This window comes from Streptomyces sp. NPDC102283 (genome assembly GCF_044766265.1).
Classification (GTDB): domain Bacteria; phylum Actinomycetota; class Actinomycetes; order Streptomycetales; family Streptomycetaceae; genus Streptomyces.
On the sequence record NZ_JBIWLQ010000006.1, the window covers coordinates 251575 to 266049 of the forward strand.

The 14475-nt window shown below is 67.5% G+C and carries 10 protein-coding genes; all 10 read left to right on the forward strand.

Going from position 1 to position 14475, the window contains the following annotated elements:
- Positions 1–274 precede the first annotated feature (274 nt).
- The 10 genes from ACIRJT_RS14695 to ACIRJT_RS14740 all read left to right on the forward strand — a co-directional run bounded on the left by ACIRJT_RS14695 (position 275) and on the right by ACIRJT_RS14740 (position 14473).
- On the forward strand, positions 275–1597 hold the full coding sequence (locus tag ACIRJT_RS14695; protein ID WP_403908610.1) for an extracellular solute-binding protein: 1323 nt from the start codon (positions 275–277) through the stop codon (positions 1595–1597).
- Positions 1598–1765: 168 nt separating this feature from the next.
- Positions 1766–2764 (forward strand): carbohydrate ABC transporter permease, encoded by a 999-nt coding sequence (locus ACIRJT_RS14700; protein ID WP_403908612.1) that lies wholly within the window; start codon positions 1766–1768, stop codon positions 2762–2764.
- 14 nt (positions 2765–2778) lie between these two features.
- Positions 2779–3699 (forward strand): carbohydrate ABC transporter permease, encoded by a 921-nt coding sequence (locus ACIRJT_RS14705; RefSeq protein ID WP_403908614.1) that lies wholly within the window; start codon positions 2779–2781, stop codon positions 3697–3699.
- A gap of 132 nt (positions 3700–3831) precedes the next feature.
- Positions 3832–5301, forward strand: a complete 1470-nt coding sequence (locus tag ACIRJT_RS14710) for a GH1 family beta-glucosidase (protein ID WP_403908616.1) — start codon at positions 3832–3834, stop codon at positions 5299–5301.
- A gap of 171 nt (positions 5302–5472) precedes the next feature.
- Positions 5473–6510: a LacI family DNA-binding transcriptional regulator gene (locus ACIRJT_RS14715; protein WP_403908618.1), complete on the forward strand. Its 1038-nt coding sequence runs from the start codon at positions 5473–5475 to the stop codon at positions 6508–6510.
- Positions 6511–6735: 225 nt separating this feature from the next.
- Positions 6736–7326: a lytic polysaccharide monooxygenase gene (locus tag ACIRJT_RS14720; RefSeq protein ID WP_403908620.1), complete on the forward strand. Its 591-nt coding sequence runs from the start codon at positions 6736–6738 to the stop codon at positions 7324–7326.
- A 1633-nt stretch (positions 7327–8959) separates the two neighbouring features.
- Entirely contained in the window at positions 8960–9808 is an 849-nt protein-coding gene (locus ACIRJT_RS14725; RefSeq protein WP_403908622.1) for a metallophosphoesterase family protein, read from the forward strand.
- Complete coding sequence (locus ACIRJT_RS14730; protein WP_403908624.1) at positions 9805–10464, forward strand: 4'-phosphopantetheinyl transferase; 660 nt, start codon at positions 9805–9807, stop codon at positions 10462–10464. The genes ACIRJT_RS14725 and ACIRJT_RS14730 overlap by 4 nt, the downstream gene beginning before the upstream one ends.
- A 210-nt stretch (positions 10465–10674) precedes the next feature.
- Positions 10675–11307 carry a helix-turn-helix domain-containing protein gene (locus tag ACIRJT_RS14735; RefSeq protein WP_403908626.1) on the forward strand — a complete coding sequence of 211 codons (633 nt, stop codon included), beginning with the start codon at positions 10675–10677 and terminating at the stop codon, positions 11305–11307.
- A gap of 43 nt (positions 11308–11350) precedes the next feature.
- Complete coding sequence (locus ACIRJT_RS14740) at positions 11351–14473, forward strand: amino acid adenylation domain-containing protein (protein WP_403908628.1); 3123 nt, start codon at positions 11351–11353, stop codon at positions 14471–14473.
- Positions 14474–14475 lie beyond the last annotated feature (2 nt).

A 14475-nucleotide genomic window follows, 5' to 3' on the forward strand; every position in this document is an offset into this window, starting at 1 on the left:
AGCTCGCCCGGCCCGGCCTGCCCCCGTTCACCTTCCGATGGGAAGGCGACCCAGCGCCCCCTCGGTGACCCGCCGGACATCCCTCGGCAACGGAATCGTCTTCAACTCTTGACACCTACCCCCTTCAGGCAGCAACCTTCCGGCAACGGCGCATGGGAGCGCTCCCACTCTGGGGGAAGGTCTCGCGCGCTTCCTCTTCCCGCACCAGACCCGACGCCCTCCGCCCTGTCTCGCGGAACAGCGCCGGTACCACCCCGGAACAAGGAGCAGTGGAATGCGCATCACCCGCAGCGTTGCCGGTCGACGCAGGAGAACCGCCCTCGTGGCCACCACGGGCCTCACGGTCACCGCCCTCCTCCTCACCGGATGTGGCGGCTCGTCCGACTCGGACAAGGGAGCCGACGCGGACGGCAACATCACCCTGACCCTCGCCGACTTCGGGCAGTTCGGGTACAAGGAGGCCGGGCTCTTCGAGAAGTACCACGAGCTGAACCCGAAGATCACGGTCAAGGAGGACACCACCGCCGAGGAGAAGAACTACTACCCCAAGCTCCTCCAGCAGCTGAACTCCGGCAGCGGCCTCGCCGACGTCCAGGGCATCGAGGTCGGCCGGATCAAGGAGATCGTCGACACCAAGGCGGACTCCTTCGCCGACCTCTCCAAGACCATCGGCGTGGACGAGTGGGTGTCGTGGAAGGCGAAGCAGGCCACCGCCCCCAGCGGCGCGGTCATCGGCGCGGGCACCGACATCGGCCCCATGTCCCTCTGCTACAACCGTGAGCTGTTCGAGAAGGCCGGACTGCCCACCGACCGCGCCGAGGTCGCGAAGCTGACCGAGGGTGGCTGGGAGGACTTCCTCGCACTGGGGGAGCAGTACAAGAAGAAGGCCCCCGAGGGCACGTACTTCATGGACTCCGCGAGCGCCATGTTCAACGCCGTGGTCAGCTCCAGCCCCGAGCAGTACTACGACGCGAGCGGCAAACCGATCTACGAGGAGAGCGCCAGCGTCGAGAAGGGCTGGAAGCTCGCCGCCGAGGCCGCGTCCAAGAAGCTGACGCAGGGCCTGGCCCAGTTCGAGGACCAGTGGCAGGCGGCCCTGCGCAAGAGCACCGTCGCCACCGTCGTCTGTCCCGCCTGGATGGCCGGCCAGATCTCCACCTACGCCGGTGACGCCAACAAGGGCAAGTGGGACATCACCAGCGCCCCCGGCGACACCTCCGCCAACTGGGGCGGCTCCTTCCTCGCCGTCCCGAAGTCCGGGAAGAACGTCGCCGAGGCGACCAAGCTCGTCAAGTGGCTGACCGCCCCCGAGCAGCAGGCCGCCGTCTTCAAGGCGATCGGCGTCTTCCCGTCCAACCAGGGCGCCTACGACCTGCCGGACGTGAAGAACGCGACCCTGCCGTACTTCAACGACGCCCCCATCGGCCAGATCTACGCCGACGGCGCGAAGTCCATTCCCGAGGCGGTGCTCGGCCCGAAGGACGGCGTGATCAAGGACTCCATCTCCACCCAGATCAACAACATGGAGCAGCGCGGCACCAGCCCCGACGACGCCTGGGACGCGGCCGTGCGGACGATCGACAAGGCCATCGGCTGACCTCCGGCACCTGCTGACATCGGCCCGGCCCGGCCTGGCCGGACCGGACCCGCGCCGGGGTGGGCGGGCGACACCCGCCCGCCCCGCCGCCCGCCCACCCCTCCAGCCGCCCCACCCTCCAGCCGCCCCGGCCGTCCGTCGGCGCACCCAGGGAAGGACTCCCCGCCCGTGGCAACCTCGACCCCCACCCGGGATGCGTACGTACCTCCGCCCCGTCAGCCGCAGAAGGAACCGCCCAGCGAACGGCGGCAGTTGTGGCGCAGCCGGCTGTGGCGGTTCGACGACAAGGCGTCCCCGTACGCGTACATCGCCCCGTTCTTCCTCGTCTTCGGGGCCTTCGGGCTCTACCCGCTCCTCTACACCGGCTGGATCGCCCTGCACCGGGTGGAGATGACCGGCCTGGACTCGATGGAGTGGGTGGGCTGGGAGAACTTCGACAAGATCCTGCACGACCCCGAGTTCTGGACCTCGGTCAGCAACACCTTCCTGATCGGCGTCATCTCCACCGTCCCGCAGCTCCTGGTGGCCCTCGGCCTGGCCCACCTCCTCAACTACCGCCTGCGGGCCAGCACGTTCTGGCGCACGATCATCCTCACCCCGTACGCGACCTCGGTCGCCTCGGCCGCCCTCGTCTTCGCCCTGGTGTTCCGGGCCGACGGCGGACTGCTGAACTGGGCGCTCGGCCTCGTCGGCTTCGACGACACCAACTGGGCCAACGGGCACTGGACATCGAAGATCGCCATCTCCGTCATCGTCATCTGGCGCTGGACCGGCTACAACGCGCTGATCTACCTCGCGGCGATGCAGGCGGTCCCCAACGATCTTTACGAAGCGGCCTCGTTGGACGGCGCCTCGCGCTGGCAGCAGTTCCGCAAGGTCACCATCCCCTCGCTGCGGCCGACGATCCTGTTCACCATCGTCATCTCCACCATCGGCTCCATGCAGCTCTTCGGCGAGCCGCTGCTGCTGGAGGGCGGTGCGCTGGGCGCCACCGGAGGCAACGAGAACCAGTACGAGACGCTCAGCATCTACCTCTACAACTACGGCTGGAACCTCGGACATCTCGGTCCGGCCGCCGCCGTCGCCTGGGCGATGCTCGCCCTCCTGCTGATCATCGCCGCGGCCAACTGGTTCATCGGCCGATTCGTCCGCAAGTCCGCGGTCTGACCGGGAGCGCCTCCATGACCATGACCAGCCCCACGCACACCGCCCCCGTGAAGCTCGCGCCCGCCCCGAAGGGCGGTGCCCCGCGGCGCCCGAGCCGCTTCCGGATGGGCGCGGGACAGCAGATGAAGGGCGGCCCGTTCGCGTACATCGCGCTCGCCGTCGTCGGCTTCGGATCACTGTTGCCGCTCTACTGGACCCTGGTCGCGGCCTCCCGCACCCAGGACGAGGTCCTCGCCTCCACCCCGCCGTTCCTGCCGGGCGGAAAGCTGCTGGAGAACGTCCAGACCGCCTGGGAACAGGCCAACCTCGGCAAGGCGATCCTCAACAGCTTCATCGTCTCGTCCTCGATCACCCTCGCGACGCTCTTCTTCTGCACGCTCGCCGGATACGCGTTCGCCAAGATGCGCTTCCGGGGCCGGGGCTGGCTGATGACCGCGGTCATCGCCACCCTCACCATCCCGCCGCAGCTCAGCGTCGTCCCGCTGTTCATGATGATGTCCGGCCTCGGCTGGGGCGGGCAGCTCGAATCGGTGATCTTCCCGACGCTGGTGAGCGCGTTCGGCGTGTTCTTCATGCGCCAGTACCTGATCGAGGCGCTGCCGTACGAGCTGATCGAGGCGGCCAAGATCGACGGCGCGAACAACCTCCGCATCGTGGTGAGCGTGGTGCTGCCGGTGGCCCGCCCCGCGATGATGGTGCTCGGGATGCTCACCTTCGTACAGGCGTGGAACGACTTCTTCTGGCCCTACCTCGCCCTCAACCAGCAGAACCCGACCCTTCAGGTGGCCCTCGGCCAGCTCAGCGCCTCCTACACCCCCGACCAGTCCATCGTGATGGCGGGCGCGCTGATCAGCACGCTGCCGCTCCTGGTGGTGTTCGTGGTCTTCGGCAAGAAGATCGTCGGCGGGATCATGTCCGGCGCGGTGAAGGGCTGACGGTCCTTCCGGAGGGGAAGGTCCGACCGGCCTTCCCCTCCCGACGTCTTCCCGCCTCTCCTGCCTCGTCCCGTCCTTCTTCCTCGTCCTTCTTCCTCTCACCCCTCACTTTTCTCAAGGGAGCGCTCCCACATGACAGCCGTCCGACCTGACACGGTGCCGCAGCAGGCCCCCGCCGCCACGGCCCCCTTCCCGACCGGTTTCCTCTGGGGCGCGGCCACCGCCGCGTACCAGGTGGAGGGCGCGGCCGCCGAGATGGGCCGCACGCCCTCCATCTGGGACACCTTCAGTCACACGCCCGGCCGGACCCTGGGCGGGGACACCGGGGACGTGGCGGCCGACCACTTCCACCGCTACCGCGACGACGTCGCCCTGATGAAGCGCCTCGGGCTCCAGGCGTACCGCTTCTCGGTCTCCTGGTCCCGCGTCCAGCCCACCGGCCGGGGACCCGCGGTGGAGCGCGGTCTCGACTTCTACCGGTCGCTCGTCGACGAACTGCTTCTCGCCGGCATCAAGCCCGTCGCCACGCTCTATCACTGGGACCTGCCCCAGGAGTTGGAGGACGCGGGCGGCTGGCCCGAGCGCGCGACGGCCGAACGGTTCGCGGACTACGCGGCCATCATGGCCCGCGCCCTGGGCGACCGCGTGGGCATGTGGACCACGCTGAACGAGCCCTGGTGCTCGGCCTTCCTGGGCTACGGCTCCGGGGTCCACGCCCCCGGCCGCACCGAACCGGCCGCCGCGCTGCGGGCCGCCCACCATCTCAACCTCGCCCACGGCCGGGCGGCCGAGGCGCTGCGCGCGAACCTCCCCGCTGCCGCGCAGACCTCGGTCACCCTCAATCTCCACCAGGTGCGCCCGCTGACCGGCAGCGAGGCGGACGCGGACGCGGCCCGCCGGATCGACGCGGTGGGCAACCGCGTCTTCACCGGGCCGATGCTGAAGGGCGCGTACCCGCAGGACCTGCTCGCCGACACCGAACGCATCGTGAACTGGGACGAGTTGATCCGTCCGGGCGACCTCGCCGCCATCGCCGCCCCGATCGACGTGCTCGGCGTCAACTACTACACGCCCACCATCGTCAGCACACCCGTGTCCGGTGCCGGGGACACCCGCAACGACGGCCACGGCAGCAGCGAACACTCCCCGTGGCCCGGCTCGGAGCACGTCGCCTTCCACCTCGCCGAGGGCCGGCCGGTCACCGCGATGAACTGGTCGGTCAAGCCGGAGGGCCTCTACGACCTCCTCATGGACGTCTCGCGCGAGCACCCGGAACTGCCGCTGATGGTCACCGAGAACGGCGCGGCCTTCGACGACGCCCCGGACGCGGACGGGCGGGTCCACGACCCGGAGCGGATCGCCTATCTGCGGGGCCACCTGGAGGCGGTACGCCGGGCGGCGGCCGACGGGGCGGACGTGCGGGGTTACTTCCTCTGGTCCCTGATGGACAACTTCGAGTGGGGCTACGGCTACGCGAAGCGTTTCGGCGCGGTGTACGTCGACTACGCGACCCAGCGCCGTACGCCGAAGTCCAGCGCCCACTGGTACGGCGACGTGATCGCCCGCCACGCCCTGCCTCCGGCCACCGGCCCGGACGCCTGACCTCGTGAGTGCGGTGGGCCCGGTCGTCTCCCCGACCGGGCCCACCGCACTTTCCGTCCCGTGCTTGGGAGCGCTCCCAATACACTGCCCGTACGCTCGTCGGGGTGATCGGTCCAGGACTTGGATTGACTGTACGGCTGTGAGAAATTGACCGGGAACGGGGAGGCGGCCATGGCGGCAGCGCGAGTACGGAGCGGCGGGCGGCCCACGCTCGAAGAGGTGGCGGCACGGGCCGGGGTCGGCCGGGGCACCGCCTCACGGGTCATCAACGGCTCGCCCCGGGTCAGCGACGCGACCCGGCAGGCTGTCGAGGCGGCCGTGGTCGAGCTGGGGTACGTCCCCAACCGCGCGGCCCGCGCCCTGGCGGGCAACCGCACCGACGCCATCGCGCTGGTGGTGCCCGAGCCGGAGACCCGCTTCTTCGCCGAGCCGTACTTCTCGGCGATCGTGCGCGGCGTCGGCGCGGCCCTGGCCGACACCGAGATGCAGCTGCTCCTCACCCTCGTGGGCAACGACCGTGAGCGCCGCCGGCTCGCCCAGTACCTCACCGCCCACCGCGTCGACGGGGTCCTCCTGGTCGCCGTGCACGCCGACGACCCGCTGCCGGAGCTGCTGGAGCAGCTGGGCATGCCCTGCGTGATCAGCGGCGCCCGGCACGCGGCCGAGACGCTGCCCTCGGTCGACTCGGACAACTTCGGTGGTGCGCGGGCCGCCGTCGAGCACCTGGTCTCCCGGGGGCGGCGCCAGGTGGCCACGATCACCGGCCGCCTGGAGGTCTACGGCGCCCAGCGCCGCCTGGACGGCTACCGCGCGGCGGTCTCCGCCGCCGGCCTGGCCCCGGACGAGCGCCTCATCGCCCCCGCCGACTTCACCGAGGAGGGCGGTGCGCGGGCCATGCGCGACCTCCTGGCCCGCCGCCCCGGCCTCGACGCGGTCTTCGTCGCCTCCGACGTGATGGCCGCCGGCGCCCGCCAGGTCCTGCGCGAGGCGGACCGCCGCATCCCCGAGGACGTGGCCCTGATCGGCTTCGACGACTCGGTGGTCGCCCGCCACATGCACCCGGCCCTCACCAGCGTCCGCCAGCCCATCGAGGAGATGGGCCGCCGCATGACGCGGCTCCTCCTGGACGAGATCGCGGGCCGGGCCCCGGGCGACGAGCGCCCTTCGCTGGTACTGCCCACGGAGCTGGTGGTCCGCGACTCGTCGTGAGACCGGGCGGGACCGGAGCGGCCCCGGGCGCTCCGGGGTCGCCGCGCTGACGGGCGGGTCCGGAGCGAACAGGTCGGCCCCGGTCCTCGGACCGGGGCCTTTCAGTGGTATGGACATGACCAAAAGACAGGACTAGCCTCCGTCTTGGTCTAGACCAGGATGCGGTGAGCCGCCGCGCCCGGTCCGTCTGTCCGCAAGCTCCACCCCTCACCCCAGGAGCACCACATGCGCAGAAAGATCACCTCCTTACTCCTCGGCCTCGGCATCGCCGGAGCCTCCCTGCTGGCCACCTCCGGCAGCGCGCAGAGCCACGGGTACACCGACTCGCCGGTCAGCAGGCAGCAGCTCTGCGGCAACGGCACCGTCCGCAACTGCGGGCAGATCCAGTGGGAGCCGCCGAGCGTCGAAGGCCTCAAGGGCTTCCCGGCGCGCGGTCCCCGCGACGGTCTCATCTGCGCCGGGGGCAACCAGCGGTTCGCCGAGCTGGACGACCCGCGCGGCGGAGCCTGGCCCGCGTCCGACGTGACCGCAGGGGCGAGCCACACCTTCCGCTGGCGGATCACCGCCCGGCACGCCACGACCGACTTCCGGTACTACGTCACCAAGGACGGCTACGACCCCGCGAAGCCCCTGACCCGGGCCGACCTGGACCCGCAGCCCTTCCTCACCGTGCCCTTCGGCGGGCGGCAGCCGGGATCGACGGTCACGCACGCCGGCAACCTGCCGCAGAAGTCCGGCAAGCACCTGATCCTCGGCGTCTGGACCGTCGCGGACACCGGCAACGCCTTCTACGCCTGCTCCGACGTCACCTTCTGAGCGCTCGGGCGCCCGAGCTGCACATCGTTCCGCACCACATGAAGAAGGGCCCCGGTCCGAAGACCGGGGCCCTTCCCTCAGGGTGAGTAACGGGACTTGAACCTGCTCTGGGTTCCGATGGTGACCTGCGGCTTTGCTGGACGGTTCCAGGGGTACCAATCCCCGGGAGCGAATCTCCTCTTCAGGACTGTCATAGGGCATGAACGCGGCCCCTCTCCTTGCCCAAGTCGACGGCCGGTCGTCGCGGCTGCATCAGTCGGAGTCAAGGGGCGCGAGGGTAGCGGCGATGTCGGCGCAGGTGACCGCAGAGGCGAAGTCGCCGTTCGTGAAATCTTCCTGTGTGAATAGGGATGCCGAACTTGGCCATGAAGCGGAGCGCCTCCGTCTCGGCTCGCTCTATTGCGTCGGCGGGGACCGGGTCGGTGAGGTGCATGTCGACCAGGCCGTACTGATAGCGGTTCATCCCTCGGAGGTGCTGGTGGATGCGTCCCCAAGGATTCCCGCTGCGCCCAGTCTTGATTCGGGGAGTGGGGCCCAGCGATCTCCAGAACGTATAGACGGTGGAGGCGGGCTCCAGTTTCGGCCGGCTCTTGCCTCATCCGTTCCAAGAGCCTGCGTTGCAGGTGACGGACGGGCGGGGGGAGCGGCATCGGGGCGCCGACCGCCAGGATCGCTCGGGCTTCCTCCTGGAGTTGACTGATCGAGGGGCGGGTCGCCACCAGGAGAGGAATGTGCACAGGAGGCGGCGGTTCTTCGCGCCATCCTCGAAGCGGCCGATTGCCTCCAGCCGGATCCGTTCCCTCGCCGTCCTCTTGGCGTCGGTCAAACCGCCATCCTGCGCGTATCTCACACCACACAGCTACCGACCCGGCTCAGCCGCTGTCAGGCGAACGGCCCGACATCACCCAATCAAGCTCAGTAGTCACCACGGACCTCGGTGACCATACGGACCGCTCGTTTGCGCAGCTCAGAGGGATAGGAGGAAGGGCGTGCCATGAGTCAACCCCTTTCACGGAATCGAGTCTCTACCGAACCCGGGGCGGTTCACTTAGAGACCACAATGATCAAGAAACCTATGCCTGCCCTGCTACGCATCCCAACAACCGGTCACGCCCCGACCAACCGCATGGCCCCGGAACTTGCAACCGCCCTGCGGGGCGGCCGCACCTCGCCGGTGATCTATCTCACGATGAGATCCATTGTGAGCCACTCCAGGCCTACTTAAAGATAGCTTGCTGGGGAGTCGCCGAACACGCGCTTCGCAACTCGCATCGACTTTTGCACGGGGGTTTCTGTATGAGTACAGCTGTATGGATTTATATCGAGGAATGCGGCGGAAGCGCTTCTAATCGGCCTCAAAGTACCGAAACGGGCAGGCGGCTCTCGGGATCGGGCAAGCGTCGTGCCGATCTCCATCGCCCAGCTATCTGCCGAGATGTTCATACGTCTCTGTGAGGTCTAGGCGCGGTGAGCGTCTGTGCTGAGGTGCGAGCTCAGTGAAGCTCGTCGGAGTGGCGCATCCCGGTGGCGGGGCCGCCGGAGTCGCCTATTGGGTGAGGCGGTCGTGCCGACCCGTACAGCGCCACTCGCCCGGCTGATCCTGCGGTCTGAGACTCTTAGGTGTGTACAAAAAATGGGCGATCTTTTAGCCATCAGTGATCTGCATGTGCAGCACGAAGAGAACCGGGAAATAGTCAGAAAGCTTCGACCTGGGACGGACGACGACTGGCTCGTGGTGGCCGGTGATATCGGCGACCACAGTGACGATGTCAGATGGGGTCTCGATGTATTGAGTAGCAATTTTGCGCAAGTGGTTTGGGTCCCGGGGAACCACGAACTCTGGACCCGTCCGGACGATCCACTCGCATTGCGCGGTGAGGCCCGATACCAATCTCTCGTAGAGATGTGCCGGGGGATGGGGGTTCTCACCCCAGAGGATCCATTCGCCACCTGGGAGACGAGGGGAGGCCCGGTTGCGATAGCTCCGCTCTTCGTCCTGTATGACTATTCCTTCCGGCCGCCTGGAATTCATGATAAGGCGCAGGCGCTCGCACTGGCACAGGAATCGGGCGTGGTCTGCACAGACGAATTCATGCTCCATCCTGATCCGTACCCCAGCCGTGAGGCGTGGTGCAGTGCGCGGCTCGCCGTGTCCGAAGCGCGCCTTTCTCTGCTTCCGGACGATCTGCCGACCGTGCTCATCAATCATTTCCCGCTTGTTCGCGAACCAACGCGCATGCTGCGCCATCCGCAGTTCGAGCTGTGGTGCGGCACCTCGGCCACGGAGGACTGGCCGCAGAGGTTCCGCGCCGCCTCCGTGGTCTACGGCCACCTCCACATACCCAGATCCATGCGCATAGACGGGATACCGCACTACGAGGTTTCCCTGGGGTACCCGCGTGAATGGAGGACGCGGGCTGCGCAGCCCGGGCAGCCCGTGACCGTCCTCTCGGGTCGGCCCTCTGTTGGTGCCGTGGCGTGATAGCAGAGTTGATGCCCGCCGCGGTGGCTGCGGCTCAGTCTTTCGGCGAGCCCGATGCCACGCCTCCTGTGTTCGCCCAGGAGGCCGCACTCATTGAGCGTGCTCTGCTCTCCCGCCGCAGGGAGTTCTCTACGGTGCGTGCGTGCGCCCGGGAAGCCATGAGCAGGCTGGGCTTCCCGCCAGCGCCCATTCTGCACGGCGCGCAAGGTGAGCCGTTGTGGCCCGGCGGCCTCGTGGGGAGCATGGCCCACTGTGAGGGATACCGTGTGGCGGCCCTGGCCAGAGCCGAGGAAGTTGCCATGGTCGGAGTCGACGCCGAACCCAACGAGCCTTGCCCCGACGGTATTCGGGAGCTGATCGCGGGGCCGGGGGAACTCGCAATGCTGGTCGAGCTCGACGCGCGCCACCCGGACATCGCGTGGGACAGGCTGCTGTTCAGTGCCAAAGAGTGCGTGTATAAGGCTTGGTACCCGCTCGCCCGCCGTTGGCTGGGTTTCGAAGATGCCGCAGTGGTCTTGGAGCCGGAATCCGAGACTTTCACCGCCCATTTGCTGAGCTCTGGCCCTGTGGTGAATGGCGTCAGGCTGAGTGTTTTGCGGGGGCGCTGGACTGCCCAGCAAGGACTTCTCGTGACGGCGATCGCCGTCCCCGCTTGAAGTGACCGAGCCATTTTATCTGGCTATTGCTAGAAATGTACAGCGAGGTATTTCTTTATTATGGATGGTTGTCGGAACGGGGAGTGTCGCTACAGTCGCGTCCGAGCAGCTGATGGGGGACCTGGCGACATGATTGTCTGCGCGGGATGCTTTGAACGATTCCAGCGGGATCTGAGATCAATTCCGGATCTTTACAGGGAATGCGAGAGCATGCTCGCCACCGCCCCCCAGGACGGGCAGAGAGTCTCCGGTACGCGCTCGTTCGGAATCAAGCTGAACGCGGTCGCCGTCGAAGCCCGCGACACCCTGCGGGCGCGACTTCGGGCATGGTGTGACCTGGTGAACGCGGAACACGGATGTGCCCCTGTAGGGCAGTCCGTGGAAGTGATGGCGGAGTTCCTGCACCAGCATGCACGCTGGCTGTGCCACCACCCGGCAGCGGGTGACGCCATCAGCGAAATGGCCGAAACCGCCACGATGGCACAACGTGCCGTCAGCCCGGAGCGGATACGGCGCTTCCGTGTCGGAGCCTGCATCGAACTCGATTGTGAGGGATCGCTGATCGCGGCGATCCAGTCAGACGGCCAGCTGCCCAGTGAGGTTCGGTGCGACAACGACCCGGGGCACGCCTGGTCCGCGTACGAGTGGCGAGAGCTGGACCGCCGGGTGAGCCACCAGCACCAGACCGGGCTGCCATGGCTTGCTGCCAAGGACGTGGCAGAACTGTGCCGCATCTCGATGAGCAATGTCTATCGACTCGCCTCGGAGAACGGCTGGCGGCGCCGGACGAATGGGCGTCGCGTCTATTACGCCAAGGCGGACGTCCTCGCATCCGTCGGCTGACAGAGCGATTGCAGTGATGCACCCACATTGCCGGCCCGGGCCCATGGTTGGGGTCACCCTTCGGATGAGCGAGCGAGACATGAGAGAATCAGAAGAATGGAATGCTCCGGCCTCACTCGTCGAAGCGTTTCAGAGCACTGCGGGCGCTTACCCGGATCGCGTCGCGGTCAAGTGTGGTACGCAGAGCCTGACTTACGCCGAGCTGGACCGACGGTCTGCGCGTCTTTCGATGGAGCTGTCGCACCTCACGCAAATCTCGGAGCGCCCTGTCGGCATTCTGCTCGATCGATCGGTCGAGATGGCGGTGGCGGCACTCGCCGTGTTGAAAGCGGGCTCGTTCTACCTCCCGTTGGATCCTGCGGCTCCAGTGGCACGGAATGGCATCATCCTCGAAGACGCCGAGCCGGTAGCGGTCTTGACGTCCGGGAGTCTGGCGAACCGAGTACCACCAGGCATCGATCGCTGCCTGGTCGACGCCCCCTTGGCCGACCGGCAGTTCGCCGCATTCCCTCCAGAGCAGATATCGCCCGAATCTCGGGCATACGTGATCTTCACTTCGGGAACGACCGGAAGGCCGAAGGGCGTTGAGGTCACCCACCGCAACGTGCTCCGATTGTTCTCAGAAGCTGCCCCCGTATTCCGGTTCACCTCCGAGGATGTTTGGACGGTCTTCCACTCGTTCGCGTTCGACTTCTCGGTCTGGGAGATGTGGGGCGCTCTGCTACACGGAGGATGCGCGGTCTTCGTGCCCGCTGATGTCGCCACGGATCCCGCGTCCTTCCACCGGCTGCTCAGGCAGGAGCGGGTGACAGTGCTGAACCAGACACCCTCCGCATTTCAGCAACTGGCGAACGAGGACAGCCGGTACCAGGAACGCCTCCCGCTGCGGCTCGTCGTCTTCGGCGGAGAGGCACTGCGCTACTCGGATCTGAAGCCCTGGACGGCCAAGTACGGTGTCGACCGGCCCGTTCTTGTCAACATGTACGGAATCACCGAAACGACGGTGCACACTTCCTACCACGAGGTAAGGCGCTCGGACCTGGACGACGGCGACAGCGTCATCGGTCGGCCGTTGCCCGACGCCGACCTCATCCTTGTCGACGAGTACCTCCGCTGCGTCGAGCCCGGGGAGACCGGTGAGATCGTGGTCGTGGGTCCCGGAGTGGCCCTGGGCTACCTCGGACGGCCCGATCTGACGGCGACGCGCTTCATCACCCTCAACGACGCTGCGGGCCGGACGGTCCGGGGCTACCGTTCAGGCGATCTCGCCCGCCGGCGCCCTGACGGGCTGCTGGTTTACCTGGGCCGCGCCGACAGCCAGGTGAAGATCCGGGGCTTCCGGATCGAGCTGGGCGAAGTCGAGGCAGCGCTGGCCGGTCATCCGGCGGTGCGCCACGCGGCGGCCACCATACGTGAGTCCCGCACCGGGGCAGCCACACTGGTGGCCCACGTCGTTCCGGAAGCGGGCCCCCAGCCGGACATCGCGGAGATGCGGCAGCACCTTGCCGAAGTGCTGCCGCACTACATGATCCCTTCTGCGATCGGACTGCTGGAGGCCATGCCTCTCACAGGCAACGGCAAGCTGGACCGGGCCGCCCTGCCGGAGATCTCCGCACCCGCTGCTCGATGGGTGGAAGCCCCGCGGTCTGCAACGGAGGAAGCGCTCTGCCGGCTTTTCGCCGAGCTCCTCGAACATGAAGAGGTGGGCCCGCAGGATGATTTCTTCGAGCTGGGCGGGCATTCCCTGCTGGCCATAAATCTGCAGAACCGAGTGCGCGCCGTTCAGGGGGACCGTCGGCAGCCGCTGCCGCTTTCCCAGGTCTACAGGACGCCCACCCCCGCGGGGCTCGCGCAATGGCTTGAACGGTCGGGTCACGATCTTCCCGTTCCGGCTGTCCGGCCGGACGTTAGCCCCGTACCGCTCAACGCGCACCAGGGCGACATGCTGATGCAGTACGGCTTGGCTCCGGACGACCTCGCGCATCACTGCATGATGGGATGGCGCGTAGAGGGCGATGTGGATCCGGAGGCTCTGGTCGGTGCCGTCGAGTATGTCCATCGCAGGCACGAATCCCTGCGCTCTTCGTACCGTTTTGACGCGGAGCTAGTACCGGCCGCCGTTCCGCTCGAGGTGCCCCCGCCCCGGACCGCCATGCTGTGGGCGTCGGCTTCCGAGGAGGCCCACGCACTCCTTCTCCAGGCCCTCGCCCAGCCCTTCCGGCTAAAGGAGGGCGAGATCTGGCGTGCGGTCATGGTGACGGTCGGCTCCGGCGCGTCACATCTCATAGGCGTCGTCGCTCACCGTGTAGCCCTCGACAGCCGGTCCGAGTCCATTCTGGCAGTGGAGCTCGCGGACGCTTACAACGCGCTGAGGCACGGCCGCCACCCGCAAGGAGCGCCGGCTCCGACACTACAGGTGATGGCAGCGGCTCAGCGGGCCCGTGCCGAATGCGGAACTCTGGAGCAACAACGTATCCATTGGCTCGGTGAGTTCGCCGGAGCATCCAGCCTGACGATTCCGGAGCCCCCGCCCCCTCAGGCGGTCAACGGACCGGAATGCCAGGTCTTTTCATTGTCAGAGTACGCGCTGCAACCTTTGGAAGGACGTGCGGTTGAGGCGGGCGTCACTCCCTTTGCCGTACTCCTGACGGCCTATGGCAGAGCCCTGGCGGAGGTTTCGGGAGACGATGACATCACCGTCGGCACCCTGTTCGACCTGCGTGGGGACGAGCGGGTGGACCGGGCGGTGGCGTGTCTCGTCGACGTGCTGGGCGTTCGGATGCGATTCTCCGGGGATGCGCCAGGGAAGAACGATCTGACACGTGTCGCAGACAATTTGCGCCAAGCTTTCGCGGCGCAGGGTGGCCCCTTCAGTGAAGTCGTCTGGACGACAAATTCGGCCTGTGGCCCACGCGCGTCGCTGTTCCAGACCATGTTCACGCTGCAGAACGACCCGGCGCAGCTGGAGCTTTCCGGGACGCGGACCGAGTTCTTCCGTCCGGCACCCTTCGGTCTGCCAACCAAACTCGTCGCCGAGGTGCGCCCGCACGAAGCCAATGGGCCGCAGCTGGCCATCAGTTACCGCCCTCACCAGGTGCCTGCCTCCTTCGTCAGGGAGTTGGGTGCTCGCTTCCTGGCGGTCCTGGAAGACCTTACGGCGATCTGAAG

Bases quoted from the DNA above. Each gene is read 5' to 3' on its own strand.
- ACIRJT_RS14695 (WP_403908610.1), top strand. From the start codon at position 275: ATGCGCATCACCCGCAGCGTTGCCGGTCGACGCAGGAGAACCGCCCTC.
- ACIRJT_RS14705 (WP_403908614.1), top strand. From the start codon at position 2,779: ATGACCATGACCAGCCCCACGCACACCGCCCCCGTGAAGCTCGCGCCC.
- ACIRJT_RS14710 (WP_403908616.1), top strand. From the start codon at position 3,832: ATGACAGCCGTCCGACCTGACACGGTGCCGCAGCAGGCCCCCGCCGCC.
- ACIRJT_RS14715 (WP_403908618.1), top strand. From the start codon at position 5,473: ATGGCGGCAGCGCGAGTACGGAGCGGCGGGCGGCCCACGCTCGAAGAG.
- ACIRJT_RS14720 (WP_403908620.1), top strand. From the start codon at position 6,736: ATGCGCAGAAAGATCACCTCCTTACTCCTCGGCCTCGGCATCGCCGGA.
- ACIRJT_RS14725 (WP_403908622.1), top strand. From the start codon at position 8,960: ATGGGCGATCTTTTAGCCATCAGTGATCTGCATGTGCAGCACGAAGAG.
- ACIRJT_RS14735 (WP_403908626.1), top strand. From the start codon at position 10,675: ATGCTCGCCACCGCCCCCCAGGACGGGCAGAGAGTCTCCGGTACGCGC.
- ACIRJT_RS14740 (WP_403908628.1), top strand. From the start codon at position 11,351: ATGGTTGGGGTCACCCTTCGGATGAGCGAGCGAGACATGAGAGAATCA.